A 23,801-nucleotide genomic window follows, 5' to 3' on the forward strand; every position below is an offset into this window, starting at 1 on the left:
TTCGGATCGATGCGCGTGCGGATTGTGTACAGGTCGCTGCCTGCGCTATCGGCACCCATGTAGACGGAGCCGTTATGCTTGATTGCCACTACACAGGTCATCGGATGCCTTCGAGCGGCACGCTGAAGTAGCGTGCCAATTCAACTATCGAGTTCTGCGGGTATGCCTGCCCGCCCCTCTTGTGCCGCGCCATGTAAGCCGCATGCGCCGCATCGGTGCGCTCACGCATCCATGCATCGAAGTGTATGGCAGGCGGCGCAACCTTGACTTCGGGCCTTCGCACCAACTCATACTCGGCGAGCGCGGTCACGAATTCGCCTTCCGGGTAGTATTCGCACTCGACGGTGACGACGTTGCCAGCCTCTACGCGCAATACGAACGAGCGCGTTTGCTTCGGCAACTGGAGCGCGTCACACAGCGCCTTGCCGATCTGATGACTAATGATTGCCATGTTCTCCCCTTACTTACCTTCGAGGAGGTTCCGCACCATGGCGTCAACGCCGTCGCCAAGCTCGCCATACCCGCCGGAGCGCAGCATGGTCTTGGCCGACTCGCAGGCAGCTAGTTGCGCGGCCATGGCTGCCATCTTGTCGCCGTTAGGATCGGCTGCAGCGCGGATGATTTCGAGCTGCCATGCGTGTGCGTTCATGGCTTCAGCCTGGCAATCTGCAATGCAGCGCGCAGCGAGGCAGCAGGCCCAAGGCACGCGCGCCAGCCGCAATAGCTGCGCCACACGCGAACCAGGTACGGCCGGCGTTTCAGCAACATGGGAACCTCAGGTGTAAAAAAGCGCCGTCGCATTGCTGCGGTCGGCGCGAAGCTCAGGGGAAAGCCGAGCGGAGATTGGGTTGTGGTGGCCGGCGCTGAACCCCGGCTTGGCGAGACTTACGCAATCAGGGCTTTCGCCCGACAGCCCGCTCACCTTCGAATACATACGTGCGCCATCAGCACTGCGCATTCACCACAAGGATGCCGACTGCACTACTGACGCTCGCGCCGCTATCGCGCCAGTGCCCAGCAATCGGCATTCTTGTGCGGCCTTGCTAGGCCATTACAAACAGAACTTCGGGTTCGGCTTCTTCGCCAACTCGCGCGCCATCCGCTGCGCCATTGCCTCGACGTGCTCGGCGCGCTGCAATCGTTCGGCAATCGCCTGGTAGGCCGCATCGGTGATCGTTCGGCAACCTTTGACCTTGCACGTTTGCGCATCCTCGTCGCTGAGTGCGAGCGTGCCGGGGATGGCGTCTTGTGCAAGGGCTGGCGTGGCGATCAGCAGCGCGATTAGGGCGAGCTTGGCGAACATTGGGACTCCTTGGGGAATCTGGCACCCGAGCAGGGATCGAACCTGCAGCCTCTAGGGTCTCTTGCGAAACCAAAGCGCTCCGCCAATTGAGCTATCGAGTATTGATCATGCCGGTCACAGCGTCCGGCGACGTAGCAGCGCGGCTTTTGGCGGCGCTCGTCTGTTTAGTGCGTAAATTTGTGCAGCGTCAGAGGTCGGCCTATTCGATGACGGGTCGCATCTATCGGCCTCAGGTTCCCGTACTGCTGTCGCCAGGAAGGTCAAGGGCTAACCTTGGAACGCTCCCCGGAGGCCTCTCACGAGGACTTTCGCTGGCCCGCCGGAACGCCAGCAGGCACTTGCAGCCGAGATCGCCCGACCGCCGCTACATCCCCAACGGGGAATTCTTAGGCACAACCGAACGTGCGCCCGGTGAAATACGCCAGCTCGCACACCACCAGGGCGACGACGGCAAACGCAAGCCAGCGCGCAAGGCGGCATGGCTCAGGCTCGGTGCTGCTGCGGGGCTGGTAGCGCATATGGCGACCCAAATGGAAAAGCCCGCGATCCTTTCGGGGCGGGCTGGTGCAACTATTGGAGAGATTTCATGCAGACAACCTGCGTAAAATCAGCAAGCTCGTTTGATCTCTTAGACCGCGGGCTCACCATCAACCAATGAAAGAGAAAAAATGCCAACTGAAATTGAAGAGTACCAAGAGGCACTTGAACTTCACCAAGCCTCGATACAGAAATGCGCCAAGCATGCCGACTTTATTCATCACGCCAGCAAAATCCTAGACAACTGGAGAACAGCAATGGTATCGAATACTGATGCCGGCTTTCCAGCCGAACTGGCGTTATCTGGACGAACACCGACCATCGACGCTGCGCAATGGCCCACGGCACAGCAGATTGGTGCAGATATGGCCGCGTACCACGCTACAAAGTCAGCCGCTCAGCAGGCGCACAGTCGAATTCCAGATGCTCAACGGGCAGTTATCTTGCCACCCCCGGCCTAATTCATTCAACGTCGATGCTTTGGGCTACGCGAAATGAAAAAGCCCGCGACCGGAAGGTGGCAGGCTTTAAAGTTTTTCGCAACAATCAGGAAGCATAGCACAATATAACCCGAACCCTAAAGGTCGTCAAGCAACTATTTTTGGCCTATTGCGCTCCGCATCCGCGCGGTCCTGCGCGTCTATCTCAAGATCGTGCAATCCGTCCATAACTGCGAGGTGCAGCGCATGCAGGCGGTTGTAGACGGTGACCTCGCTACATGACAATTCTTGGGCGATGCGTTTCACCGTCATCGACCCGGCCAGGTAGAACCAGAACGCGACGTCGTATTGCGCGGGGCTGCGCTTCCGGATCGCGATGATGACGCCCTCGATTTCCAACGCCGCGGCAGCTTCGGTGACCGGGCCTGCCCCTCCAGCGCCATGGATCTGCACCAAGTTGCAGTAATTCGACTTCGACGGATAGCCCATGCCGCCGTCATCCCGGCGCTTGCACCAGATGGCCCACTCGTTCAGACGCTTGTTGATGTACTCGATCATGTTTTCCTTTTTTGGCTGGCTCTTGACCTGGCCCTTGTATTGGCCTTGGATCTTGTTCCTGAATTTGCTTTATGGAACTGGGGTGGATTTTCCTTATCTCTTCTCTTCTAAGCTGCAAGTAAGCTGCTAGCGTTATCTTCTGACGTGCAAGTAAGCTGCTAGCGCCTTGCTAGCGTGCTGCTAGCGCCAGGCCGGGACGTGGCGACTTGATCAGGAAGCCCGCCTCGACAAAAATTTGCAAGTCCAGTCCTTGACAGGAAAGCTTTCGCTCCAAGAACGGCGTGTCGTCGGGCACCTGCCCATCATTCTGGCTGGCGTACACCCACAACAGCATCAGGTGCGCCTTTGACGCATCTGCCAGAGAGCAGAACGCATAATCATCAAGCAAAGCTCGATGCAGCTTTATCCAAGGCGGATTTCGCTTTCCATAGTGTTGAAATTCCGCCCAGTTCTTTACGGCCAAAAAATGAGTCGTCATTGCGATCCCTTCCTGCGAACATCAATAGTCAGTTTGCACAGCGCCACCATGCCGGCGCGCTGATGGAGGTCGTTGGCGTCCTCGCCCACTACGTCGCTCATGCAGTAAGGCAGGCCGGTTTTCTTTGCCGCCTTCTCGCCGGCGAGGGACAGGTCGTTATCTGCGAAGACGAACGCGCGGCCCTTGACCATGGTGGCCACGTGAACGAGGTTCGAGTCACTGAAGCAGACCAAAACAGACGCGTTTAAACGCAGCCGGCGCAGCGCAAGCTCAATGGATAGGCCGGTGGCATACCCTTCGACCAAGAACGTCTCCTGCGCCCTCTGATTGCCCAGCCTGAGCACTGCGCCCTTGGCCCGCATGCCGGATGCCATCTTCTTTTCCCATCGCCGCTCGCCGGGAATCCAATCGATGGTTTGCATTCCCTGCACCTGGTTGGTTTCGAGGTTACGCATTGGGACGATAAGCGTCGACTCGTTGACCAACGCGACGACACTGGGCAAGCCCTTCGAGTTCAGGTAGAAGTGCGTTTTCAGTTCGCACTGCTCGATCACCTTTTGCGATGCGTCGGCGGCGGCCCGATAGGCGCGCTGCTTGCGTGCCTCCTCGGCAATCGTCGCGGCATCACGCGCAGCGCGCGCCCGGCGCTTCTCAGCCTGCTCCTGATCCGTCAGCGGCCCGCGGTGCTCACCGTTGTCGCGCCAGCCGTTTGCAGCGGCCTCGTGAAACAGCGTCCCTAGTCCGACCTTTCCCGCCGCGCTGATGCTGCGCCACACCGACTTCGCTGACCTTGCGTCATACGATTCAGCGCCCTGGCTCCATACGTCCCAAGCGTCGAATCCATCTTCCGCAAATTCCGATTTGATGGCCATGCCCATCCGTATCCATAAATCGCGGTCGTGCGGTGGAACGAAGGAGAGTGCCGACGTCGCTCTATCGAGACTCATGGCGCCGCCCTTCCCCGCGAGAACGCGATGTTCTTCGACCGGATCTTGTTCATGACATTTTTGGTGATCGGCGTGTTCGCGTTCGCATCGAATGTGTAATTTGCGGGCGGCTCGGTACCGGTCATGTCCTTGTAGAGGTGCCAGGCGCGGCCTCGCTGCTTGCCGGGCGAACTGTTGCCGACGGCGTACGTGCAAAGCTGGTCCCACAGATGGCGGGTGTCGTCGGCCAACTTCTTCTTGCCCAACATGACCTCGCGCATTTCGCCCGATTCGACCTGCACCATCGATGCAGATTTCGACTCGAGCCCACACGCGATGCAGCGTTTCGCGAACGGGAAGAAGCCGCACGACGGGCAACCGGTGGCTTCCTTTTCCTTGTCGTCGCGCCGGATCGCCTTATCCAACTTGTCGCCGGCATCGAGCGCCTCCAGACCGTTGTAGTAGATGTCGCTGTAGTCCTCCATGAACCGCAGGATGTTCCCGGAATGGTCCAGCAAAATACAGTCTGTCTTGCCGGTCTCCGGAGAGCTGCGCAAGCCTCTACCCCACATCTGAATTGCGGTAGACAGGGACTTGCGCAGCGGGCGGCAGTCGACTACGCAGCCAACCGTCGGCACGTCGAAGCCTTTGGCCAGAGCTTCCACGCTGATCAGGACCTTAAGTGCTGAATCGTCTTTTCGGTATTCCGCGAGTAGCTGCTCGCGCTCGATCGCGTCTGTCTTCGACGTGAACACTGCGGCCATGATCCCCGCTTCGTTGAACTGGCGGCAGATCTCTTCACAGTGCGCGATCGTCGAGCCGAATACGATGGTCTTGCGGTCTTCTGCATACTTGGCCCACTCGACGACGACGTCGCCGACGATGTCCATGCCGCGCTGCTCGGCTGCAATGTCGGTCCATTCGCCGCCGGCCGTTGCTGCGCCGTCCATGTTCGCCTTGGTGCAGCTGAAAACCTTCATCGGCACCAGCACGCCGGATTGCGTTAAATCGTGCATCGTGGTCGCGTTGATCAGGTTGCTGAACAGCTTGCCCAACCCATCCGAGAACGGCGTTGCAGATAGCCCCACCACTGCCGCGCGGCACGTCTTGATATGGTCAGTCCACACGCTCAGCTGAGTATGTGCCTCGTCGATGATGATGACGTCGGCATCTGGCCACCCGCGGTTCTTCAACGTCTGCGCGCTGGCAATCTGGAACGGCACCTCGGGATTGAAGCGCCAGTGACTCGCCTGGATGATGCCGTGCGCGGACAGCCCATACTTATCGGCGGCCTCACTGGTCTGGTTGATCAGCGTGGTCCGGTCGCACATGAAGATCACGCGACGACCTTTTAGCAGCGCCTCGTGCGCGATACGCAGCCCCAGGTACGACTTGCCCGCACCGGTTGGCGCCATGATCAATTGGTTCTTGTGTCCCGCCTTGAGGCCCTGACGCAGCGCGTCGTGTGCCGTCGACTGGAACGGGCGCGGCACCGGAAATGAAGTGCTGGCGTAGCAGGGAGCGTCTTGCTCGAATAGGGTCGCGCTCATACGGTACCCTCCAGCTTCGCCAGTCTCGAGCGCAGCGACTTGATCATGCGGATCTGGTCGTTGATCGTATTTTGGTGGCCGGCGTTTTGCGACCTCAGTGCCGATATCTCCAAGCCCTTCTGTTTCAAGTCGGCCAGCGCCAGCGCGAGTGGATCATCGTCGGACGCGAGCAGGTTCCTGATGTACTCAAGTTGTTCGGCCTCGGCGCGAACGGCGGCTGCGATTTCTTCCGGCGATGGACCGAAGTTTTCCGGGGCGGCATCGGGCACCACTGTGATCTCGTTGCTTGATGATGGAGCTGGCGTCTGTTCGGCAGCAGGCGCAGCAACTGCTCTCGGCGGCGTGACCGTCTTGGCTGCTGCATTGATTGAAATTTCGCCTGCCCGTACTTGTGCTATGACTTCGGGCGTGGCCTTGCCGATGATTTTTTCGACCTTGCGCACGGTGTCCCGGCCGACGCCGGCCAACTTCGCGATACTGTCGTCGGTTCGGATCAACGCTTCGTCCGAATTCAGACTAAGCGTTCGACCAGGTGCCGTTTGGCCGTGCGCTTGCCGTTCACGCGCGCGCAACTCCAGCAATGGCTTAAGTTTCAAAGCCAGCGCTGTGCGTGCGAAATCAGTAGTGTTCCGCTTGCCCATCTGGTTTTGGATCATCCAGATCTTGACGTCAACCTTCGTGACAAGCCCGACCTTTTCAAAAGTAGAAAACGAGAGGCCATGCTTCTGGCAGATCTCGTAACGATTGTGACCATCCAACAGATAGCCGCCCCAGACCACTAACGGATCTCGGCAGCCGTCCTGGAGAATGCTCGCTTCGAGCAATGCGTATTCCTCGGTCGATAGCGGGTCAATCCACGCTTGCAGCTCTTTGTCGATTTGAAGTTCAAGCATGAGCGCGCTCCAGTTCGGCGCGTTGATTCGCTCGCGCTGCCTCTAGCGCTACATTGATAGCCGCACGGCCTAAGCCGGGAGCGACTTCATTCGCAATGTTGCGTTTTAGTTTGGCAATCTGAAAGCACCCACTCTCTGGGTTGCCCCAGGAGTTCAACTGCGATTCCAACGTGCGTAAGGGGGCGCGGAAGAACTCCCGCCGACCGTTGACACGGCACCAGTCAAGCGACCGATGAATCGCTTGCTCAACACCCTGCGGATCTTCCGTGTCGAAAAATCCGAGCATTTCGAATGGAGTAGGGCACGAGGTTGACGCTGACAGTTCTGCCATTCGGTCACGAGGATGCTTGAGCGTATAGCCGATCTTGACGATGCCGGGCATCGAAGGATTGGAGAGGAAATAGACAAACCCGTAGCTCATACAGACCTCAAATTCAAAGTTTGGAAAATCCAGGTAGCGGCGCTGAGCGGAATCGCTTCCCGCATAACCAGCCACATGATCACGCGCTTGATTGCGGTCTTCATGCGGCCTCCATGATCTCGATAGTCGCTGCAGCCAGGGCAGCCGAAAACATGTGCATCCAGCACCAGGCCGCCGCCGACCCACGTGCGTATGGGCAGATGGCCAGGGCGCCGGATTCAGCTGCCGCGGTGGCGGATCTGACAATCTCTGTCAGAGGAACATTCCTTTCCAGGCCGCTCATTGCACCGACCCCGCTGCACGATCAGCATTCAAGTGCCTCGCCTTCCTGCAAGCCGTTTGCAGCCGCCTTCGGATGTTGTAGGCTTTGCGCTTCTCAGCCTGATGCTTTTCGTACTTGCCCTTCGTAGCGGCGATGATTGGGGCGTGATCCGGATTGCGTGGATCGAGCCTGCCTTCGACCGGACCGTGCTTCCCCTCGTAGGAGTTCAGCGCCTCGATGTACTTCCGATGCGCCTCGTTGACGGCGAGCTGTTGCCGATGGTCATGCAATGCAAGCGCGGCCACCTCAATCAGCAGTGCTATTTGCGAAGCAGAGACGTAAGGGGTCCCATCACCGGCCGGCTGCCCGGCGGCGTTTTTCGGTTTGGTCATGGGAGCCTCTTAGGACTTCGAGGCGCTGATGCAGGACTGCTGCCAGTCAGCGATAGCGTTCGCGTTCCAGGCCACCGATCGGCGGCCAATCGATATTGGTGCGGGGAATCGCTTTGCCCGCACATCTGCGTAGATCGAGCTGCGCGATCGGCCGGTCAGAGAGATGACTTCAGGGAGTCGTAGAAATTGCTGTGTGTTGTACATTTGCTACCCTTAATAAAAAGTAGCAAGAGCCAAAAATACTCACGATACGGCACACTAGGGATCAAATCTAGCCTCGATAAAATGAGGCTCACTAATATTCCGCTATACGTGGACGTATGACATGTGTGATAATCGCGACGTCTCTTCCAAGCGACATCGTTGCTGCTCTTGCTTTATTGCTACGATAAAGCGACCCCCTAGGTCGGCTCCTACACCTTCCTGGGGGTGTCGCGACTACACTTCAAATTGCCTTAATCTTATATTCCTCCTAGACGCTCACAACATTTCGTTAGTCGCTACAGGATGTGTCAATTGTATCGCAGTCGTAACGTGTAACGCAGATGTGATTTTTTGTTGGTCGTCTGCTCATTCCTCCAACACGGTCTATTGCAGACTATCTCAATTCTTTGCCTGGATTTTTGATATATAGAATTCCATATTCATAACAAAACGATCTGATATTTATTGTAAACTGTGCATCTATACAGTAATCTGTTGGTCGATATCATCGGAGGTCTCGCGTCAATTCCTTGGCCAGGTACATCGCAATCTGGCGCGGCCGCGCAATGTTCGCCGGCCGGCGCTTCGAGTACATGTTGGCGACCTTGATGTTGAAAACGGCCGCCACAGTCTTCTCGATGTTCTCCACCTCGATCTGGCGGTTCTGCACCAACAGCAGGTCCTTCAGCGCTTCCTTCAACCACATCGTCCCGGTGAAGCTGGATAAATACAGCCGCTGGCCATGTTGGTATATTTGGCTTGCTACTGGCTGGTATTGGACGATGGTTGTATCTTGCCGGACAACCGGTATGAAATCTACAACGCACGCGCCCACACGATTACTGTGCGGTAGCCCTCGATATGCGGGCGCTACCGAACGCTAGTCTCACCTTCGCGGCCAGCTGCACGAAGCCATTCGTAGATTGTTGTCTGCGCTCGCTGGGAACTCAGAACCGTCTGAAACTCAGGCGCTTTGGCAATGGCGAGTGGAGCTAGAACAAACGACGCCCGATATGGTGACGGCCACGAACCAGCCTGGAATGCGTCTACCACCCACTTCCTCAACTTTGATTTAGGGGCATTTGTTTTTGTAGCGCCTCGCTGACCATCCTCCCTACGCTTTTCATCGGAAATCCGCATTCCCTCCAGCCAGCCGGTAAAGAAAAATGCTGTTGAAAGTGCGCCCGAAACGATACAGAGCAGCTCCATAGCTCGATGGTATTCCTTCGCTTTTTGTGCCAGCAGAGCCTGATCGACATTCCACAGGGCGAACGCAGCCATAGCCTGAATGTTTGAAAGGGACGGGGAAATCTGAGTAAGGCGATGCCAGTCGGGACCATCTTTCTGAGCCAGCCAGTCGTCGAGGACAGTATCCGCACCATTATCATTTATGTAATCGGATTCGTTCTCGTACTTCTTTCTCGGAGGTGACCCCTCGAGGCGATCCGCCGCTATCAGCACATCGGTGCAATCGATCGCATGCCTCGCGCCTTTCGAAAGTTCATCGACCGAAAACTGCGCCAACTCTTTGATCTGGCCCCAAGTTAAAACGCACTCACCGGAATCGCACCGAAGCAAAGCCTGCCTCGCTAGGCGGCGAACATCAGCGCCAGCGTCCACGCTAAATTCCAACTCGCCGCTTTCGCCTGTCATACATTCGAATTTAAGCATATCGCATCCCCTTGATGCCCCTGATCTAAAAGGTGCCAGCCCAGCCCGCCAGGGAAGCGAGTCTTCGGGGATCAGTGCCTAGGGCTGGCGTAAAACTTCGCTACATGTTGCCGATAGTCTACGATAAATTGCTAGCCCTTGGCATGGCCGCTTTCCACCAGGCGCAGCAACGGCGCCACGCGATGCGGGCACCGGACAGCCTGGGCATCCGCCAACCGCACGATGAAGGCCTGGCTGCGACCGTTCATGGCGCGGAATGCTGCGAGCAATTCCATTTCTGACGGTGTCAAGACTGGCGGTGACGCATCCAAGACGACAGACTTCACGCGCGCTGGCCGCAGCGCTGGCTTCTTTGGGCGAATCATCGCGTCACCACCTTTCCGAACTCTGCGGCAAGGCGGATGTCATGCACCAGAAATGGAGTATCCGGCTTGCCGCTCATTGGGTGACACTGCGCATCTGCCTCTGCCAAGTCTAAATTTTCTTCACGGCGGCGATGGTCCATTTTTTGGTACGCCCTGACCCATCGAATTTCTGCCGGCGTCAATTCAGACAAGGCAATGCTCACCGCTGCGAGTGTGCTTGCTTGTGACGCGCCACCGCAGGGTTTCGTAGGGGTCATTCGCCACCTCCTACTTTCGGAAGCGGCACCTCGAACGTATAGCGCGGCCAATCTTCGGCCTGGCTTTGCGCGTCGCTCCGGATCGATTCGCGGCCCCTGCCGTCCGACAGTCGATACGCCTTCAGCAATTTCATTTCTTTCGTCGTCAACCCCAGCGGCTGAACCGAATCGAAGCCCAATTCCCAAGCGGTGACGAGACCAGCGAAGTCCGGGTGTTCCTTGTGCTCGTCGACCAGTTCGGCGAGACAATGCGCGCGCCATCCCTCAAATGCTGTCGCGGGGTCGACGCAGCCCTCCAAGTTGGCGAGGGAGTCTCTCCCGGCCTGTTCACCAACGGTGCGCATACTGCTGCGCGTGACGCGGGTATAAGTGTCGATGTCGTCGGCCGCATCGATATCCCGGCCTCGGCTGACGAGCGTTGCACCTGGAGCGGCAAGCGCACTAGTAATCTCCGAACGCCATGGGTGGTCCGTGCCAAATCCGGAAGCGGCCATGTAGCCGTCCAACCTGGTGAGTACGGCGGCGCTCATGATGCAGCCCTCAGCGCAGCGACGACCTCATGCGCCTGGTCGCGATAGAAGCTAAAAGTCTCCATCCGTTCGTCAGCGAAGTGCACCGCGAGTCGTGCGAATCGTTCGACTGTGCGAAGCCGCGCAAGCATCTCATCCCGACTGACGTCGCCCACTTGTGCCGAGGCTTCGATGGTCTTGAAGATCGTGTGCAGCTCGTCGAGAATGCTCATGCCAAGATCGGAGGCATTCATGGCATCAAGAGCGATGTCCAGCGCGGAGCCCTTCTCGTTTCCGGCCGGTGCCGTTGTGCGGGCGCTCATGCTTGCCCCCTATCGTTAAAGGTAGCTGCTGAGCTGTCGATTTCGTCGCTAATAAATTCACACATCGCGGCGGACATGTTCACTAGCCTGCTGATCGCCGTGTTGCTCAGTGGTGGCTCCGAAGACGAATCTTCCGGATCGAACGCGTCCTCCAATACCGGGTTGCCAGCTACAATTCGTAGTACCACCCCAAGTCCGGAGCACATGGTATAGATTCGATTCATCTGCTCAATGAGAGGGGCTGCCGAGCCGCTAGCGGCTATCGTAGCTTCGTGGAACTGGCCATACTTCTCTTCCAAACTGGAACGGCGGACACTCGCGATCTCAGCCTGAATGCGTTTCCCGGTGTCGGGCTTTTCCAAAGCTGGCGCCCTCTCGCTTGTTGCTGATTTGGTACCATCGTTAATGTCTGCTTGATTCTTTTTGATATCTTTGATAATCTCAATTTTGTTCATGTGTTTCTCCAAGATGCACTGATCCATGCGACCCCGGATACTCGTAATATCCCTGGTCACAGCTGCTCCGGTTCCGCCGGTCCGGCTGGTAAGACGAGAGGGGCAGCTGGCAGGCTGCCCCTCATCACGTCTGGTCTTTAGTTTGAAATTTCAGGTGCACGTCTCCCTGGCCAGTTTGTCGGCCAATCAGTTAAAAATCCAGTTTTTGATTACTTCGCGCTTGTCTCGTCAGTGGCTCGCTGCCGCTGCAGCATTGCAATCACCAGCCCGTTCAAGCTCAGCCCTTGAGCCCTCGCCTGCTGCTTAGCCCACTCCTTTAATTCGGTCGGCAGACGTAGCGGCGTTGTGCACTGCTGGCTCTTGCTTGGCATATGCCACTCCGCTCATCAATGTTCAAGATTCATTTTGACATCTACCTTGGGTAGATGTCAAATTGATTCTTTGCGCGATATCAGAAAGAATCAGATACTCCCGTGTTATGAGCGCCACAAAACAACAGAACAGCTTCCCTCTCCGGATGCCAGAGGAACTACGTGCCCGCATAGAGGGTCGTGCCGCCACGACTGGTAGAAGCGCAAACTCAGAAATTGTGTGGATGCTGACGGCGATGTTGGAACGAGGATCAGACCTGGCGACGGTCCCCGTGGAGACCCTGTTAGATGAACTCGTCAACCGCCTTGACGCAAAGCTGCAGATAGTGGTCCAGGACACTTCAACGCACGTCGGCGTCGAGCCGGCCAAGAGGGGAAAGAAAGGCGGGTAAGCAATGGGGAGCGATGTCGAGAACAACACCGGGGCAATCGCGCAGCACATCCAGACAGCCGTAACACTTATGGTCGAGAAAGCGGGAAGCAGCACAGCGCCATTAGTAGCAAACTCCGAAATACTTGCGCGGCTCGAACTAATCATCACAAAGCTCGCGAGCCTCGAAAGCGCGGTTACGGCGTTGGGTGACCTACGGACGCCGCGGCTCCCTGCTTTGCCGGCGTCAGTCGACCTATGGGATACAAGGCACGTTGCCGCCTACCTCAAGCGATCGATCGACAACGTCCGCAAGGAGATTGTGACCCTCCCCGGCTTCCCCGCGCCTATTCGGCTTCCGGTTCATGGCAAAGCCCAGGCCCTTTATAAGGCGCGCGAGGTCATACGGTGGGCGGAGAGCTACCAGGGGAAAACAGGGCAGTAGCCGGGCATGCCAAGGCAGCAAGCGGAGTAATCCATTCGGCCATGGTCGGAGGGACCGCTCCAGATGAGAACCGTCCCGCATGTTCACTTCCGACAGCGCCATCCATACCGAAAGCGACTCAATGAGCAACCGACCTGCACCTGATCCGGTGGCCACCGCTATCGCACAACACCTTAAAATCGTTGGCGAACTGATGGCAAACCAGCGGGGCGCTGGGCACGCGCAGACTGCAAACAATCCCGAAATCATCGCGCGCCTGGACAAAATTCTCGCCAGGCTCGGCGCACCGACCGAGTACCCAGTCTCCTGGGTCAAGCTAGAAAAATACGTGGAACTCTCCGGCGATTCCGCCGACTCAGTGCAGGCGCGGCGCAAGATTGGGAAATGGCTCGACGGTCAGCAATGCAAGATTGTGGATGGGCGGTTGTGGATTGATTTGCGAGCGGCGCAGCGCTGGGTGGAAGAATGGGATGGGGTTGCACCCTCGCGTGCATCTAAAGCGCAGAAGAAGTGAGCAAGTGCGTAGAATGACGCTGTCCATGGCTGCGCGCCGAAGCCGCCACAGGCGAAAGATAGCCCTTCGACGTGGCGGTGGTAGGTTCTAACATCAAGAAAAATTATTTCCTTGCTTTCAGGTCGGCCATTGCTGACTTCTCTTTCGCCTCAGCATCTTTTTTGCATGACGACTTCTCAGCGCCTTTCATTTTGCCGCAAGCGGCCTTGGCCATCTTCTCGTCGGCCTCGATTTGCTTCTTTGCAGCCTTCATCTCGGCAGACGTCATTTTCATCGGCGCAGCGGTTGTTGCCGCCGGCATGGTGGTTGCCGCGGGAGTAGCCATAGTATTGCTAGGGGTGGCTGTCGTCTTTGCAGGTGCCGTTGACGAACTTTGAGCAGCGAACGCCGCGCCAGATACCGCAAACAAAACAATACTTGCATATTGGAAAATCGATTTCATTCTAGTCTCCAGTGATTTTAAGTTTTTGAGCGAATGCTCTGCTGTGTAACGACATGCAGATCGACTTGGTTGACATGAATTTTCGCTTAGCGTTTGAGCTTCAACGATCAAATCGGATCGTTCAATTGCCGTCCTCTTAGCGTGCTCACTGCGCGAGCGAAATCGGATAGAGTGTCCAAGTTATTCACCGCGCCGAGCACTGTGGCAATGATACTGAAACGCGAGAAGCTGTATGGCGAAGTTTGGCTAACGCCCATTGGTCAACTCGCTTTGCGGCTTGGAATGAGTTCAGCGCGGCTAAGGAGTGCATGCAAGACGCTCGCGATTCCATTGCCGCCGTTGGGGTATTGGACCGCGCAAAGGGCCGGGAAGGCCACTCTCGTGACGCCGCTGCTCCCGCATGACGGCCCTCACGAAGTCCGTGTCGGTCCAGCGGAGCGCCCAAGCGCCGCGAGGCTACCCGAACCTAAGCCAACTTTAAATAAAACCACTCAGCCTCGCCTGGTGCCGATTGCTGTTTGGGCAGAACTGATGTTCGGTGAGCACGCGCCGCACTCCAACACACTGCTGCGGTGGGTCCAGGATGGGCAAATTCAGCCGCGTGCGCGCAAGATTGCCAGGATCTGGTGGGTCGCGCCGAACGCGGAATACGTGGGAGATTGAGTGAGTATTTCGACGGGGATGCCGACTGATGTGCCCGCATGCGGCCGCATAACATTTTGCCAGTAGGCCGTCCGCAATGAATGCCCGGCGCGGATTGCTGGCTGCGGCTAGGGAGTGTTTGGAGGGCTAGGCGCTGTCGGCCTGCCGTGGAATGCGCGAGGCCCATTTCGGGCGAAAAAGCCCCACTGGCCGGGGGGGGGGCTTCTCCAAAAGCAAAGGGCCTACCGAAGTAGGCCCCATTTGTCGTTGCACAGGATTGCAATCTCCGGGTGCAAAGGCCTCTTGCGAGGACTTCAGCCTGATGCTTTTGCAGCGCAGGGTAGATGTGGATAGTATGCGGAGAAAGGCGGCCGGTCAAGCGCGTAAAAAACCTGCTCGGGGCGGGCTGAAATTTCGACCAACTTAGACGCCGGTAACTTTTCTCCAGTTATTGACGACCTCCCTGAGGGATAAAACGAGCGTTGCAAGTCCCCCGACTATCAATGCCGGCTTATCGTCAGCCAACGCCCCTAGTTGATCTAGGGGCAGGAACATGGTTAGCATCGTTATCTTGAAGCCGGACGCGACACCTGCGGACGTTAGCAATAACATCACAACGGGACCAACATCTAGCCAGCGCCGTTTGTATAAACAAAACGGGGTCGTTGACAAAAAAATGGCGACCGCGAAATAAGTGGCCGCCGTTCCAAACTCTTTTTGTAGGCTAGTAGCAAACTCAAGCATGCTTGTCGCGCATCATTGCTCCTATTCCCCCTCCAATTGCGGCTCCAACAAGCAATCCCGGCACGCCAAATACACTTCCAATAGTGCCCCCGCCGACAGCCGACGCGAATACTGACGAGAAGGTCGGCGTGGATCGTTTAACAAGTTTATTTTTGTGCAAGGTAGGCTTCGCTCCGAGCTTTTTCTTTGCGGCACTCATACGCCCCCCCATTCCAAGTTAATTCTAATCTGTCTAGCATACACCTCTGTAAGCACTAGTCTACCTCAAATTTGACTAATTTGCATGTTGCTGAACGTGGATGGACTCCACTGTGCCACGCCTCATGACCCGCCTACACTACCATTGCGGCAGGCCGGCACCATGACGGACCGCAAGCCGTAGTCGGCATCCAGGCGTGCCGCTGCGCCTAAGTGGAGGTCAGCGCCGCATCGCAACGGACCTTCACTCGTCGTCCTCGTCGTCAGGTAGATCCAACCAGATTCCAAAGTACCCCGCATTCCCGTCGCCCTTATCCCATCCGCCGCGCACATGGCCTGCGCACTCGAACATGGTAAAAGCTGAAAGTCCGCCGGCCTTGACTGCGCGGCGAAACTCCCGCGCAAGGTCCTTGGGTAGGTGCCCAACCTTGCCGCCGCCGAGGAGCACCGCAACCGCCTGCCTGTCGAACTTGTTGTCGCTTTCCAGTTGCAGGTGTGCGCGCACTTCCAGATCGAAGCCGGCTACCGTCTTCGGGCCGCAGACCTTTAGGAATTGATCTTGGTAGAAGGCCTCGCCGACAACCTCGATATCGAAGTTGCCTGGGCCGGTGATTTGGGGGATTTCATTTGACATTGCATCTCCTTCCGGGCTCCGGGCGTGCCGTTGCGCCTTACTTTTTGAGTTGCGACTCGCAGCGCGCACAGACTGTGGCGTTGCCATCGCCCATATGCCGGCATTTCGGGCAAATCGATACATGGGTTGGAATGGCCGGCACTCGGCGTCCAAGTGTCGGCAGTGGCGTATCTGCCTGCAGTACCGGCGGCGAGACCTTTGGCGCCATCGCCCCGAACCCCAGCAGGATCGCGCCGACGACCGACAGAATGCCGGAGAAGATCATCGCGTTCTGGCGCTGCGTTATTCGGTCGATATTGGCGACCTGCATGGCTGGCGTTTTGACGCCGTAGCCGAAGTCTTGCGCTGGCACGTCGACAGCCACGCTCATCGTCATGGAGTAGGCACCTAACGCCAAGCCGATCGCCAGAATAATTGATCCAAATGCTTTCATGTCCCGCCCCTAGTGTCGGCAAAGTGCCGCATGCGTAGCGATGATACGTTGGATCAGATGGCAAAAGACTATCGAATTGTAACGTCCAGCGTTCTTCGCGTGCCGATGCGCTGGAGGGCGCGGTGCCGGCCGGAACGTGAGAAATAGCGGCGTGGGTAGAAATGTGGGTACGAAAATGGAAAAAGCCCCGTCTATAGGGGCTTTTTCGTCTTACTGGCGGAAAGGGTGAGATTCGAACTCACGGTACGCCTAAACGTACGCCAGATTTCGAGTCTGGTGCATTCGGCCACTCTGCCACCTTTCCTGATCCGGGCCCTGCTGTTCTCGCTTGCTGCTGCGAGGACAGAATTATAGCAAACCTGTCGAAAAACGGAAGAGCTTTTTTTGGGCAACTTTACACGCCCCTGGCCCAGCCGTTCTTCCGTGTTCAGCCAGCCGGCGTCAGCCGTTCCAGCCCGCCCATGTACGGCTGCAGCACTGCCGGGATCAGCACGCTGCCATCGGCCTGCTGGTAGTTCTCCAGCACCGCCACCAGCGTGCGCCCCACCGCCAAGCCGGAGCCGTTGAGCGTATGCAGCAGTTCCGGCTTGCCCAGCACGTTGCGGAAGCGCGCCTGCATGCGACGTGACTGGAAAGCTTCGCAGTTCGACAGCGACGAAATTTCGCGGTAGGTGTTCTGCGCCGGCAGCCACACTTCCAGGTCGTACGTCTTGGCGGCGCCAAAGCCCATGTCGCCAGTGCACAGCGACATCACGCGGTACGGCAGGCCGAGACCCTTGAGGATCGTTTCGGCGTGACCGACCATTTCTTCCAGCACGTCGTACGAGGTGTCGGGATGCACGACCTGCACCATTTCCACTTTGTCGAACTGGTGCTGGCGGATCATGCCGCGGGTGTCGCGGCCGTAGCTGCCCGCTTCCGAACGGAAGCACGGCGTGTGCGCGGTCAGCTTGATCGGCAAGGCGCCCTGCGCGATGATTTCGTCGCGCACCATGTTCGTCAGCGTTACCTCCGACGTCGGGATCAAGTAGAACGTTTCGCCCTCGCCCTCGGCGCCGCCTTTTTTCACCGAGAACAGGTCGGCTTCAAATTTTGGCAGCTGGCCGGTGCCGCGCAGCGAATCGGCGTTGACCATGTAGGGCGTATAGCATTCGGTGTAGCCGTGCTCGCCGGTGTGGGTGTTGAGCATGTACTGGGCCAGAGCACGGTGCATGCGGGCGATGCCGCCCTTCATCACCGAGAAGCGCGAACCGGTCAGCTTGGTGGCAACTTCAAAATCGAGTCCCAGTCGGGCGCCGACGTCGACGTGGTCCTTGACCTCGAAATCGAATACCGGCGGCGTGCCGACCTTGCGTACCTCGACGTTACCGGTCTCATCGACTCCGGCCGGCACTGATTCGTGCGGCAGGTTCGGCACCGATTCCATGAAGGCGGCCAGCCTGGCCTGCACTTCCGACAGCGACGCTTCATTTGCCTTGAGCTCGTCGCCGAGTCCGGCGACGTCGGCCATCACGCCGGCGGTGTCTTCGCCTTTGCCCTTGAGCATGCCGATCTGCTTGGACAGCGCATTGCGCTTGGCCTGCAAGTCTTCGGTGCGGGTCTGGATCGCCTTGCGTTCGGCTTCGAGGGCGTTGAATGCTGCCACGTCGAGGACGAATTTGCGGCTTGCCAGGCGAGCGGCGACATTGTCAATGTCTTTGCGGAGAAGTTGAATGTCTATCATTATGGATTGCCGGTTTGTCGAGACCGCAATTGTACCAAGTTGACAGCCATTCCCAGCGAACTTTGGCGGGGAGCTCCCCAGCCGCGATCGCGGTGTTGCGCTTGCGCGAATCTTTGCGCGACTACTCGATCAATCTTTCGTTATGCGCCGAGCTGGGCTTTCTGTGCTGCTGTCAGGCGCTTGCCTTTGATGACAACCACTTGCATCGGCGCGTCGGCGGCGACGGTGTAGGCGGCAACTGGCGCGCTGGCGATGCGGGCCGATTCGTTGGCGGTGGCGTAGCTGGCGAACGTGGCGAGAACTGCTGCTGCGACGAAGGCTGCTTCGAAATTTTTCATGATCTTCATGGTGTGCTCCTGGTGGTGAAGTGGTTTGGTATGGTTGAACTTTAACCACTCGCCCTCCTCTTCTCCAGCGACTTGCGACGAAGCGTACAAAACGCGGGACAGTCCGCTGAAAATGCGGCATGGAAGCGTTTTGGGGGATGTTCGCGGGGCGTTACGCGCAGAAGCCCCGGGGCAGAGCCCACCGTCAGCGCTAGATGCCGCCCGCGCAGGCAGGTTTGCTGCCATCTCGGCTTAGAAGTTATAGGGGCTCCTGCGCCGGGAAGTCGGGCTCGCCAATGGCGAGCCCGACGTTCATACGTTACATCTTAGGCTTAAGGTCGAGGCGGAATCAACCGGCGGCGGAGCGGTCAAGGCTGCGCAGCCATGCCAGCTTTTCGGCAATCTTCGCTTCGATCCCGCGCGGCACCGGCTCGTACCAGCTCGGTTCGGCCATGCCCTCGGGCAGGTAAGTCTCGCCGGCCGCGTATGCATTCGGCTCGTCGTGCGCGTAGCGGTACTCGTGGCCGTAGCCGAGTTCCTTCATCAACTTGGTCGGCGCATTGCGCAGGTGCACCGGCACTTCGCGGGACTTGTCCTTCTTGACGAATGCCACGGCGCGGTTGTAGGCGTTGTAACCGGCGTTGCTCTTGGCCGCGATCGCCAGGTAGATCACCGCCTGCCCCAGCGCCAGCTCGCCTTCGGGCGAACCGAGCCGCTCGTACGTGGCGGCGGCATCGTTGGCAATCTGGATCGCGCGTGGATCGGCGATGCCGATGTCTTCCCACGCCATGCGCACGATGCGGCGCAGCAGGTATTGCGGGTCGGCGCCGCCATCCAACATGCGGCACAGCCAGTACAGCGCCGCGTCCGGGTGCGAGCCGCGCACCGACTTGTGCAGCGCCGATATCTGGTCGTAGAAATTGTCGCCGCCCTTGTCGAACCGGCGCGAATTGAGCGTCAGCGCGTTGTCGACGAATTCGCCGGTGATGTGGGTGATGCCGGACGTCTCGGCCGACGTCTTGGTCTGCTCGAGCAGATTGAGGAAGCGGCGCGCGTCGCCGTCGGCATAACCGATCAGGGTGGCGATGGCGACGTCGTCGAACGTCAGGTGCTGGAGCACGCGTTCCTGCGCCCGCGCCAGCAGTTGCAGCAGCTCGGCATCGGTGAGCGCCTTCAGCACGTACACCTGCGAGCGCGACAGCAGCGCCGAGTTCACCTCGAACGATGGATTCTCGGTGGTCGCGCCAATCAGCGTCACCAGGCCCGATTCGACGAACGGCAGCAGCGCGTCCTGCTGCGACTTGTTGAAGCGGTGGATCTCGTCGATGAACAGGATGGTGTGCTTGCCGCCGGCCAGGTAGTGCTCGGCCTGCTCGATCGAGGCGCGGATGTCCTTGACGCCCGACAGCACCGCCGACAGCGCGATGAACTCGCAGTCGAACGCATACGCGGTCAGGCGCGCCAGCGTCGTCTTGCCCACGCCTGGCGGGCCCCACAGAATCATCGAATGGGGCCGGCCCGACTTGAACACCAGGTTCAGCGGCTTGCCGGGGCCGAGCAGGTGGCTCTGGCCGATGACTTCCTCGATGGTGCGCGGGCGCAGCGCTTCGGCCAGCGGCGGCGACGGCTCGTTCTTGAACAGATCATCCATGCGAGCTTCTCCGCGGCGAACAGGGGCGCACTGGCGCAGGGCTGGACAAACGTAGTGGCATCATTGGAGGTGGCGGTTAAACAAGTGCTGATAGTTTAACGGATGAGCGCCGGCCCCGTGGAGGTAAGACCGGCAATCGGGCGCGGCGTTCCCCGGACAGATGGGTACGAGCGATTATGCCGGCGGCAATGTGGCGCCGACCTGCACCTGCGGTCCGAACTTGAACTCCATCGTGCCCGGTTGCGGCGTGGCGCCGGCTGCGGGAACCGGCAGCTTGCAGCGCGACAGTGCCATGATTGCGGCCTTGTCGAGCGCGCTCGCGCCGCTGCTCTTGAGGACGCGGATGTCGGCGAAGCGCCCGTTGGCGTTGCCGACATATTGCAGCGTGACGTCGCCGGACAGGTTACCCTTCACCGCCGCGATCGGCAGCACCGGCGCCGGGCAATCGTAGGGCTTGGCCGCGTGGCTGGCGTCGGCCGCATGCAAGGCGCCGGCCGACAGCACCATCATCACCAGATTCATCGCTAAAAACACGCTCTTGGTGTTCATATCGTCCGATCAGTTGTTGAATATGTCGGCGCCTTTCGGCGTCACGAACTTGAACTGCTGCGCCGTCAGCGGCGGATTCTTTTCGAATTTTTTAAACAACAATACCGACGTCTGGCCGAATGCGTCGTGCAATTCCATCGCTTCCGGCGTGCCGTTGCGCAGGCCAATGCTGATTTTCTCGAACGTGCTGTCCTTCGCCTTCGGTACGGCATTAAGCCACTCCAGGCCATTGCGCGTGCCAGCTTCCGACAAGGTGAAGTTCTTTTCCAGGTCGTTGCTGCCGAACAGGATGGCGGCCGGCGACGAACCGAGCGCGTTGCCCAGCTTCTTCACCGTGACCTGGTTCAGGTCCTTGTCATAGATGTACAGGTTGTCGCCATCGGCCTGCAGCAGCTGCTCGTAGGGCTTCGTGTAAGTCCAGATGAACTTGCCGGGACGGGCGAATACGAAGGTGCCCGACGACAGCGGCGACGTCTTGCTGTTCTCGGCCTTCTTCATTTGCTGCTGGGTAAATTCGCCGCGCGCGGCCTTGGTGCCGGCCACAAACGTCTTGAACTGGTCGAGCGCGCTCGCCTGCGCGGCGCCACTGACGGCCAGCACGCCGGCAAACAGCGCCGCGACCAGATTGATTTTCTTGAAGCTCATTGATTTCCTTGTATCGTTACTCGGCGCTGGCGGCCGGCACCAGGATTTCCCGGTTGCCGTTCGACTGCATGGACGACACCACGCCGCTGTTTTCCATTTGCTCAAGCAGGCGTGCGGCGCGGTTGTAGCCAATCCGCAAGTGTCGCTGCACCAGCGAGATCGAGGCGCGCCGGTTCTTCAGCACCACCTGGACCGCCTGGTCGTACAGCGCATCGGCCTCGCCGCCGCCCTCGCCTGCCGGCGCGCCATCGGCGCCGCCTTCACCCTCGAGCGTACCGCCTTCGAGAATGCCATCAATGTAGTTCGGTTCGCCCGTTTGCAGTAAATGTTTTACAACTCGATGCACTTCTTCGTCGGAAACGAAGGCGCCGTGCACCCGCACCGGCAATCCTGTGCCCGGCGGCATGTACAGCATGTCGCCCATGCCGAGCAGCGCTTCGGCGCCCATCTGGTCGAGAATGGTGCGCGAGTCGATCTTCGAGGACACCTGGAACGCGATGCGGGTCGGAATGTTCGCCTTGATCAGGCCGGTGATGACGTCGACCGACGGCCGCTGCGTCGCCAGGATCAGGTGCAGGCCGGCGGCGCGCGCCTTTTGCGCGATGCGGGCGATCAGCTCCTCGACCTTTTTGCCGACGACCATCATCAGGTCGGCCAGCTCGTCGATGATGATGACGATGGTCGGCAGCTTCTCGAGCGGCTCCGGCGAATCCGGCGTCAAGGAGAACGGATTCGGGATGTGCTCCTCGCGCTTGGCGGCGTCGGCGATCTTGGCGTTGTAGCCGGCCAGGTTACGCACGCCGAGCTTGCTCATCAGCTTGTAGCGGCGCTCCATCTCGTTGACCGCCCAGTTCAGCGCGTGGCCGGCCTGGCGCATGTCGGTCACCACCGGCGCCAGCAGGTGCGGAATGCCTTCGTAGACCGACATTTCCAGCATCTTCGGGTCGATCAGGATCAGCCGCACATCGGCCGGGTCCGACTTGTACAGCAGCGACAAGATGGTCGCGTTGATGCCGACCGACTTGCCCGAACCGGTCGTGCCGGCCACCAGCAGGTGCGGCATCTTGGCCAGGTCGGCGATGACCGGCTTGCCGGCGATGTCCTTGCCGAGCGCGATTGTCAGGCTCGACGGGCTGTCGTTGTAGATCTTCGAGCCGACGATTTCGGTCAGGCGCACGATCTGGCGCTTCGGGTTCGGCAGCTCGAGCGCCATGTAATTCTTGCCGGGGATGGTCTCGACTACCCGCAAGGACGTGAGTGACAGCGAACGGGCCAGGTCGCGCGCGAGGCCGACGATCTGGCTGCCCTTGACGCCGGTGGCCGGCTCGATCTCGTAGCGGGTCACGACCGGACCCGGGAAGGCGGCCACGACCTTGGCATCGACGCCGAAGTCCGACAGCTTCTTCTCGATCAGGCGGCTGGTAAATTCGAGCGTCTCGACCGACACCGTTTCCTGGTATTCGGCGGCCTCATCGAGTAACGACAGCGGCGGCAGCGGCGAGTCGCCCGGCAGGTCGCGGAACAGCGGCGCCTGCTTTTCTTTCTCGACGCGTTCGGACTTGACGATGACGGGCGCCGCGTGCGGCTCGATCTTCACCGGCGGCGAATCGATATGCTTCTCGACATGCTTGGCGCGTTCGATGACGACTACCTCGTCGCGCTTGACGGCGGCCACTTCACCCTGCTTGCGGTCTTCGCGGTCCTGGTAGCGCAGCCGGAACCAGTCGATCGTCATCTCGATATATTCGCCGATGCGCTCGGCCACGGCCAGCCACGAAATATGGAAGAACAGCGACAGGCCGATGCCGAACAGCAGCAACAGCAGCAAGGTGGCGCCGGTGAAGCCGAACGATAGCGCCCCCTGGCCGATCAGCTGGCCGAGCACGCCGCCCGGCGCGCGCGGCAATTGCACCTGCAGCGAGTACATGCGCAGGTATTCCAGGCCCAGGCTGCCGATGACCAGCAGCACAAAGCCGGTCCAGCGGATCACCGCCTCGTGCTGGTGCTCGGGATCGAACTGCGCTTCCATGACGAACTTCTGGGTCAGCGCGCGGTAATCCTTCCACACCAGGCGCAGGACGCACACCACCCACCACCAGGCCGAGAAGCCGAAAATGAACAGCATCAGGTCGGCCAGCCAGGCGCCGGCCCGCCCGCCCAGGTTCGACACCTTATTGACGACGACGTCGTGCGACCAGCCTGGATCGCCCTTGTTATAGGACAGCAAGATGATGACCAGGTACAGGCACAGCACCGCCAGCGCGATCCAGCGCGCCTCGGACAACAGGCGCACGAGGCGGTTCGGCAGCGGCTGCCGAACCGTGGGATTGCGGGTGTAGCTGGAATTTGTCGGTTGTTGGCTGGTCTTTGTCATACTTGATACGGGCGTTTTCGCTGCTGAAAATACGATGCGCTCATTCTAAGCCATATATTGTTCGGCAGGCCCATCATTCATGCCTGCCCGCATCATCGTTGCCGGCTTCGTCTATAATCGCGGAGTCGGCGCCGGCCTTGATGTTCCAGAGAACGGCCCCAATTTCCCTACATACACACACGACCAGAAGCTCTCC

At 59.0% G+C, this 23,801-nt stretch carries 31 protein-coding genes, 2 tRNA genes and 1 pseudogene; 3 read left to right on the plus strand and 31 right to left on the minus strand.

Annotation, left to right across the window (positions count from 1 at the left end; translation table 11 throughout):
• Nucleotides 1-97 precede the first annotated feature (97 nt).
• From CR105_RS16020 to CR105_RS29245, 5 genes are all read right to left on the minus strand, one after another.
• Nucleotides 98-451, minus strand: coding sequence for a hypothetical protein (locus CR105_RS16020; protein WP_099789951.1), 354 nt, complete (start codon nt 449-451; stop codon nt 98-100).
• Nucleotides 452-460: 9 nt separating this feature from the next.
• Complete coding sequence (locus CR105_RS16025; protein ID WP_099789953.1) at nt 461-649, minus strand: hypothetical protein; 189 nt, start codon at nt 647-649, stop codon at nt 461-463.
• A 402-nt stretch (nt 650-1,051) separates the two neighbouring features.
• Nucleotides 1,052-1,303, minus strand: a complete 252-nt coding sequence (locus CR105_RS16030; RefSeq protein ID WP_099789955.1) for a hypothetical protein — start codon at nt 1,301-1,303, stop codon at nt 1,052-1,054.
• Between the two features lie 21 nt (nt 1,304-1,324).
• Nucleotides 1,325-1,404: transfer RNA gene (locus CR105_RS16035), tRNA-OTHER, on the minus strand.
• 285 nt (nt 1,405-1,689) lie between these two features.
• A complete protein-coding gene (locus tag CR105_RS29245) occupies nt 1,690-1,821 on the minus strand; it encodes a hypothetical protein (RefSeq protein ID WP_267873898.1) in 132 nt (43 codons plus the stop codon).
• A 150-nt stretch (nt 1,822-1,971) separates the two neighbouring features.
• Between CR105_RS29245 and CR105_RS27830 the strand changes: the two genes are divergently transcribed.
• On the plus strand, nt 1,972-2,301 hold the full coding sequence (locus tag CR105_RS27830) for a hypothetical protein (protein WP_131021742.1): 330 nt from the start codon (nt 1,972-1,974) through the stop codon (nt 2,299-2,301).
• 126 nt (nt 2,302-2,427) lie between these two features.
• On the opposite strand, the gene CR105_RS16040 is transcribed toward CR105_RS27830, so the two are convergent.
• From CR105_RS16040 to CR105_RS16105, 15 genes and pseudogenes are all read right to left on the minus strand, one after another.
• Nucleotides 2,428-2,838 (minus strand): sigma-70 RNA polymerase sigma factor region 4 domain-containing protein, encoded by a 411-nt coding sequence (locus CR105_RS16040; protein WP_099789957.1) that lies wholly within the window; start codon nt 2,836-2,838, stop codon nt 2,428-2,430.
• 169 nt (nt 2,839-3,007) lie between these two features.
• Nucleotides 3,008-3,316: a hypothetical protein gene (locus CR105_RS16045; RefSeq protein ID WP_099789959.1), complete on the minus strand. Its 309-nt coding sequence runs from the start codon at nt 3,314-3,316 to the stop codon at nt 3,008-3,010.
• A complete protein-coding gene (locus CR105_RS16050) occupies nt 3,313-4,263 on the minus strand; it encodes a PriCT-2 domain-containing protein (protein ID WP_099789961.1) in 951 nt (316 codons plus the stop codon). The genes CR105_RS16045 and CR105_RS16050 overlap by 4 nt, the downstream gene beginning before the upstream one ends.
• Nucleotides 4,260-5,792 carry a DEAD/DEAH box helicase gene (locus CR105_RS16055; protein ID WP_099789963.1) on the minus strand — a complete coding sequence of 511 codons (1,533 nt, stop codon included), beginning with the start codon at nt 5,790-5,792 and terminating at the stop codon, nt 4,260-4,262. The genes CR105_RS16050 and CR105_RS16055 overlap by 4 nt, the downstream gene beginning before the upstream one ends.
• Entirely contained in the window at nt 5,789-6,685 is an 897-nt protein-coding gene (locus CR105_RS16060; protein ID WP_099789965.1) for a ParB N-terminal domain-containing protein, read from the minus strand. Before CR105_RS16060 ends, CR105_RS16055 begins: the two co-directional genes overlap by 4 nt.
• Complete coding sequence (locus CR105_RS16065; RefSeq protein WP_099789967.1) at nt 6,678-7,106, minus strand: GIY-YIG nuclease family protein; 429 nt, start codon at nt 7,104-7,106, stop codon at nt 6,678-6,680. The genes CR105_RS16060 and CR105_RS16065 overlap by 8 nt, the downstream gene beginning before the upstream one ends.
• Nucleotides 7,107-7,385: 279 nt before the next feature.
• A complete protein-coding gene (locus CR105_RS16075) occupies nt 7,386-7,760 on the minus strand; it encodes a hypothetical protein (RefSeq protein WP_099789971.1) in 375 nt (124 codons plus the stop codon).
• A gap of 9 nt (nt 7,761-7,769) precedes the next feature.
• Complete coding sequence (locus CR105_RS16080) at nt 7,770-7,964, minus strand: helix-turn-helix transcriptional regulator (RefSeq protein WP_099789973.1); 195 nt, start codon at nt 7,962-7,964, stop codon at nt 7,770-7,772.
• 517 nt (nt 7,965-8,481) lie between these two features.
• Nucleotides 8,482-8,664: pseudogene (locus CR105_RS16085) on the minus strand (helix-turn-helix domain-containing protein); the annotation flags it as partial.
• Nucleotides 8,665-8,834: 170 nt separating this feature from the next.
• Nucleotides 8,835-9,635, minus strand: coding sequence for a hypothetical protein (locus tag CR105_RS16090; protein WP_099789975.1), 801 nt, complete (start codon nt 9,633-9,635; stop codon nt 8,835-8,837).
• A 131-nt stretch (nt 9,636-9,766) separates the two neighbouring features.
• Nucleotides 9,767-9,910 carry a hypothetical protein gene (locus CR105_RS28375; protein ID WP_180288218.1) on the minus strand — a complete coding sequence of 48 codons (144 nt, stop codon included), beginning with the start codon at nt 9,908-9,910 and terminating at the stop codon, nt 9,767-9,769.
• Between the two features lie 86 nt (nt 9,911-9,996).
• Nucleotides 9,997-10,257: a hypothetical protein gene (locus CR105_RS27835; protein ID WP_131021741.1), complete on the minus strand. Its 261-nt coding sequence runs from the start codon at nt 10,255-10,257 to the stop codon at nt 9,997-9,999.
• The gene (locus CR105_RS16095; protein ID WP_099789977.1) at nt 10,254-10,787 is read right to left on the minus strand and encodes a hypothetical protein; all 534 of its coding nucleotides are present in this window, start codon (nt 10,785-10,787) and stop codon (nt 10,254-10,256) included. Before CR105_RS16095 ends, CR105_RS27835 begins: the two co-directional genes overlap by 4 nt.
• The gene (locus CR105_RS16100; protein WP_099789979.1) at nt 10,784-11,089 is read right to left on the minus strand and encodes a hypothetical protein; all 306 of its coding nucleotides are present in this window, start codon (nt 11,087-11,089) and stop codon (nt 10,784-10,786) included. The genes CR105_RS16095 and CR105_RS16100 overlap by 4 nt, the downstream gene beginning before the upstream one ends.
• Nucleotides 11,086-11,544 carry a hypothetical protein gene (locus CR105_RS16105; RefSeq protein ID WP_131021740.1) on the minus strand — a complete coding sequence of 153 codons (459 nt, stop codon included), beginning with the start codon at nt 11,542-11,544 and terminating at the stop codon, nt 11,086-11,088. The genes CR105_RS16100 and CR105_RS16105 overlap by 4 nt, the downstream gene beginning before the upstream one ends.
• Before the next feature lie 478 nt (nt 11,545-12,022).
• Between CR105_RS16105 and CR105_RS29495 the strand changes: the two genes are divergently transcribed.
• The gene (locus CR105_RS29495; protein ID WP_099789985.1) at nt 12,023-12,307 is read left to right on the plus strand and encodes an Arc family DNA-binding protein; all 285 of its coding nucleotides are present in this window, start codon (nt 12,023-12,025) and stop codon (nt 12,305-12,307) included.
• Nucleotides 12,308-12,809: 502 nt separating this feature from the next.
• A complete protein-coding gene (gene xisR, locus CR105_RS28675; protein WP_218968708.1) occupies nt 12,810-13,244 on the plus strand; it encodes an excisionase family protein in 435 nt (144 codons plus the stop codon).
• Nucleotides 13,245-13,347: 103 nt separating this feature from the next.
• Here the strand turns inward: xisR and CR105_RS27840 are convergent, their stop codons facing one another.
• The 11 genes from CR105_RS27840 to CR105_RS16180 all read right to left on the minus strand — a co-directional run bounded on the left by CR105_RS27840 (nt 13,348) and on the right by CR105_RS16180 (nt 23,605).
• Nucleotides 13,348-13,686 (minus strand): hypothetical protein, encoded by a 339-nt coding sequence (locus tag CR105_RS27840; protein ID WP_131021739.1) that lies wholly within the window; start codon nt 13,684-13,686, stop codon nt 13,348-13,350.
• 1,065 nt (nt 13,687-14,751) lie between these two features.
• Nucleotides 14,752-15,072 (minus strand): hypothetical protein, encoded by a 321-nt coding sequence (locus CR105_RS28380; protein WP_099789989.1) that lies wholly within the window; start codon nt 15,070-15,072, stop codon nt 14,752-14,754.
• A gap of 442 nt (nt 15,073-15,514) precedes the next feature.
• On the minus strand, nt 15,515-15,904 hold the full coding sequence (locus CR105_RS16140) for an HIRAN domain-containing protein (protein ID WP_099789991.1): 390 nt from the start codon (nt 15,902-15,904) through the stop codon (nt 15,515-15,517).
• 37 nt (nt 15,905-15,941) lie between these two features.
• Nucleotides 15,942-16,337 carry a hypothetical protein gene (locus tag CR105_RS16145; protein ID WP_131021738.1) on the minus strand — a complete coding sequence of 132 codons (396 nt, stop codon included), beginning with the start codon at nt 16,335-16,337 and terminating at the stop codon, nt 15,942-15,944.
• A 214-nt stretch (nt 16,338-16,551) separates the two neighbouring features.
• Nucleotides 16,552-16,641: transfer RNA gene (locus tag CR105_RS16150), tRNA-Ser, on the minus strand.
• Nucleotides 16,642-16,764: 123 nt separating this feature from the next.
• The gene (serS, locus tag CR105_RS16155) at nt 16,765-18,060 is read right to left on the minus strand and encodes a serine--tRNA ligase (protein ID WP_099789995.1); all 1,296 of its coding nucleotides are present in this window, start codon (nt 18,058-18,060) and stop codon (nt 16,765-16,767) included.
• 140 nt (nt 18,061-18,200) lie between these two features.
• Entirely contained in the window at nt 18,201-18,407 is a 207-nt protein-coding gene (locus tag CR105_RS16160; RefSeq protein ID WP_099789997.1) for a hypothetical protein, read from the minus strand.
• 328 nt (nt 18,408-18,735) lie between these two features.
• A complete protein-coding gene (locus CR105_RS16165) occupies nt 18,736-20,037 on the minus strand; it encodes a replication-associated recombination protein A (RefSeq protein ID WP_099789999.1) in 1,302 nt (433 codons plus the stop codon).
• A gap of 174 nt (nt 20,038-20,211) precedes the next feature.
• The gene (locus CR105_RS16170) at nt 20,212-20,586 is read right to left on the minus strand and encodes an energy transducer TonB (protein WP_099790001.1); all 375 of its coding nucleotides are present in this window, start codon (nt 20,584-20,586) and stop codon (nt 20,212-20,214) included.
• 9 nt (nt 20,587-20,595) lie between these two features.
• Nucleotides 20,596-21,231: an outer membrane lipoprotein chaperone LolA gene (gene lolA, locus CR105_RS16175; protein WP_099790003.1), complete on the minus strand. Its 636-nt coding sequence runs from the start codon at nt 21,229-21,231 to the stop codon at nt 20,596-20,598.
• A gap of 16 nt (nt 21,232-21,247) precedes the next feature.
• A complete protein-coding gene (locus CR105_RS16180) occupies nt 21,248-23,605 on the minus strand; it encodes a DNA translocase FtsK (RefSeq protein WP_099790005.1) in 2,358 nt (785 codons plus the stop codon).
• Nucleotides 23,606-23,801: the final 196 nt, after the last annotated feature.

Origin of the sequence: Massilia eurypsychrophila, assembly GCF_002760655.1 — a bacterium.
Taxonomy (GTDB): Bacteria; Pseudomonadota; Gammaproteobacteria; order Burkholderiales; family Burkholderiaceae_D; genus JAFCUW01.

What these genes read in the sequence shown, in the direction of transcription:
- CR105_RS16065 (WP_099789967.1), bottom strand. Translation starts at nt 7,106, where the DNA reads ATGAGCTACGGGTTTGTCTATTTCCTCTCCAATCCTTCGATGCCCGGC.
- CR105_RS16050 (WP_099789961.1), bottom strand. Translation starts at nt 4,263, where the DNA reads ATGAGTCTCGATAGAGCGACGTCGGCACTCTCCTTCGTTCCACCGCAC.
- CR105_RS29495 (WP_099789985.1), top strand. Translation starts at nt 12,023, where the DNA reads ATGAGCGCCACAAAACAACAGAACAGCTTCCCTCTCCGGATGCCAGAG.
- CR105_RS16145 (WP_131021738.1), bottom strand. Translation starts at nt 16,337, where the DNA reads ATGAAAGCATTTGGATCAATTATTCTGGCGATCGGCTTGGCGTTAGGT.
- CR105_RS16140 (WP_099789991.1), bottom strand. Translation starts at nt 15,904, where the DNA reads ATGTCAAATGAAATCCCCCAAATCACCGGCCCAGGCAACTTCGATATC.
- CR105_RS28380 (WP_099789989.1), bottom strand. Translation starts at nt 15,072, where the DNA reads ATGCTTGAGTTTGCTACTAGCCTACAAAAAGAGTTTGGAACGGCGGCC.
- CR105_RS16090 (WP_099789975.1), bottom strand. Translation starts at nt 9,635, where the DNA reads ATGCTTAAATTCGAATGTATGACAGGCGAAAGCGGCGAGTTGGAATTT.
- serS (WP_099789995.1), bottom strand. Translation starts at nt 18,060, where the DNA reads ATGATAGACATTCAACTTCTCCGCAAAGACATTGACAATGTCGCCGCT.
- xisR (WP_218968708.1), top strand. Translation starts at nt 12,810, where the DNA reads ATGTTCACTTCCGACAGCGCCATCCATACCGAAAGCGACTCAATGAGC.
- lolA (WP_099790003.1), bottom strand. Translation starts at nt 21,231, where the DNA reads ATGAGCTTCAAGAAAATCAATCTGGTCGCGGCGCTGTTTGCCGGCGTG.
- CR105_RS16060 (WP_099789965.1), bottom strand. Translation starts at nt 6,685, where the DNA reads ATGCTTGAACTTCAAATCGACAAAGAGCTGCAAGCGTGGATTGACCCG.
- CR105_RS16165 (WP_099789999.1), bottom strand. Translation starts at nt 20,037, where the DNA reads ATGGATGATCTGTTCAAGAACGAGCCGTCGCCGCCGCTGGCCGAAGCG.
- CR105_RS16055 (WP_099789963.1), bottom strand. Translation starts at nt 5,792, where the DNA reads ATGAGCGCGACCCTATTCGAGCAAGACGCTCCCTGCTACGCCAGCACT.
- CR105_RS29245 (WP_267873898.1), bottom strand. Translation starts at nt 1,821, where the DNA reads ATGCGCTACCAGCCCCGCAGCAGCACCGAGCCTGAGCCATGCCGCCTT.
- CR105_RS16040 (WP_099789957.1), bottom strand. Translation starts at nt 2,838, where the DNA reads ATGATCGAGTACATCAACAAGCGTCTGAACGAGTGGGCCATCTGGTGC.
- CR105_RS16095 (WP_099789977.1), bottom strand. Translation starts at nt 10,787, where the DNA reads ATGAGCGCCGCCGTACTCACCAGGTTGGACGGCTACATGGCCGCTTCC.
- CR105_RS16030 (WP_099789955.1), bottom strand. Translation starts at nt 1,303, where the DNA reads ATGTTCGCCAAGCTCGCCCTAATCGCGCTGCTGATCGCCACGCCAGCC.
- CR105_RS16080 (WP_099789973.1), bottom strand. Translation starts at nt 7,964, where the DNA reads ATGTACAACACACAGCAATTTCTACGACTCCCTGAAGTCATCTCTCTG.
- CR105_RS16170 (WP_099790001.1), bottom strand. Translation starts at nt 20,586, where the DNA reads ATGAACACCAAGAGCGTGTTTTTAGCGATGAATCTGGTGATGATGGTG.
- CR105_RS27835 (WP_131021741.1), bottom strand. Translation starts at nt 10,257, where the DNA reads ATGACCCCTACGAAACCCTGCGGTGGCGCGTCACAAGCAAGCACACTC.
- CR105_RS16020 (WP_099789951.1), bottom strand. Translation starts at nt 451, where the DNA reads ATGGCAATCATTAGTCATCAGATCGGCAAGGCGCTGTGTGACGCGCTC.
- CR105_RS16100 (WP_099789979.1), bottom strand. Translation starts at nt 11,089, where the DNA reads ATGAGCGCCCGCACAACGGCACCGGCCGGAAACGAGAAGGGCTCCGCG.
- CR105_RS16160 (WP_099789997.1), bottom strand. Translation starts at nt 18,407, where the DNA reads ATGAAGATCATGAAAAATTTCGAAGCAGCCTTCGTCGCAGCAGCAGTT.
- CR105_RS16075 (WP_099789971.1), bottom strand. Translation starts at nt 7,760, where the DNA reads ATGACCAAACCGAAAAACGCCGCCGGGCAGCCGGCCGGTGATGGGACC.
- CR105_RS28375 (WP_180288218.1), bottom strand. Translation starts at nt 9,910, where the DNA reads ATGGAATTGCTCGCAGCATTCCGCGCCATGAACGGTCGCAGCCAGGCC.
- CR105_RS27840 (WP_131021739.1), bottom strand. Translation starts at nt 13,686, where the DNA reads ATGAAATCGATTTTCCAATATGCAAGTATTGTTTTGTTTGCGGTATCT.
- CR105_RS16180 (WP_099790005.1), bottom strand. Translation starts at nt 23,605, where the DNA reads ATGACAAAGACCAGCCAACAACCGACAAATTCCAGCTACACCCGCAAT.
- CR105_RS16025 (WP_099789953.1), bottom strand. Translation starts at nt 649, where the DNA reads ATGAACGCACACGCATGGCAGCTCGAAATCATCCGCGCTGCAGCCGAT.
- CR105_RS16045 (WP_099789959.1), bottom strand. Translation starts at nt 3,316, where the DNA reads ATGACGACTCATTTTTTGGCCGTAAAGAACTGGGCGGAATTTCAACAC.
- CR105_RS16105 (WP_131021740.1), bottom strand. Translation starts at nt 11,544, where the DNA reads ATGAACAAAATTGAGATTATCAAAGATATCAAAAAGAATCAAGCAGAC.
- CR105_RS27830 (WP_131021742.1), top strand. Translation starts at nt 1,972, where the DNA reads ATGCCAACTGAAATTGAAGAGTACCAAGAGGCACTTGAACTTCACCAA.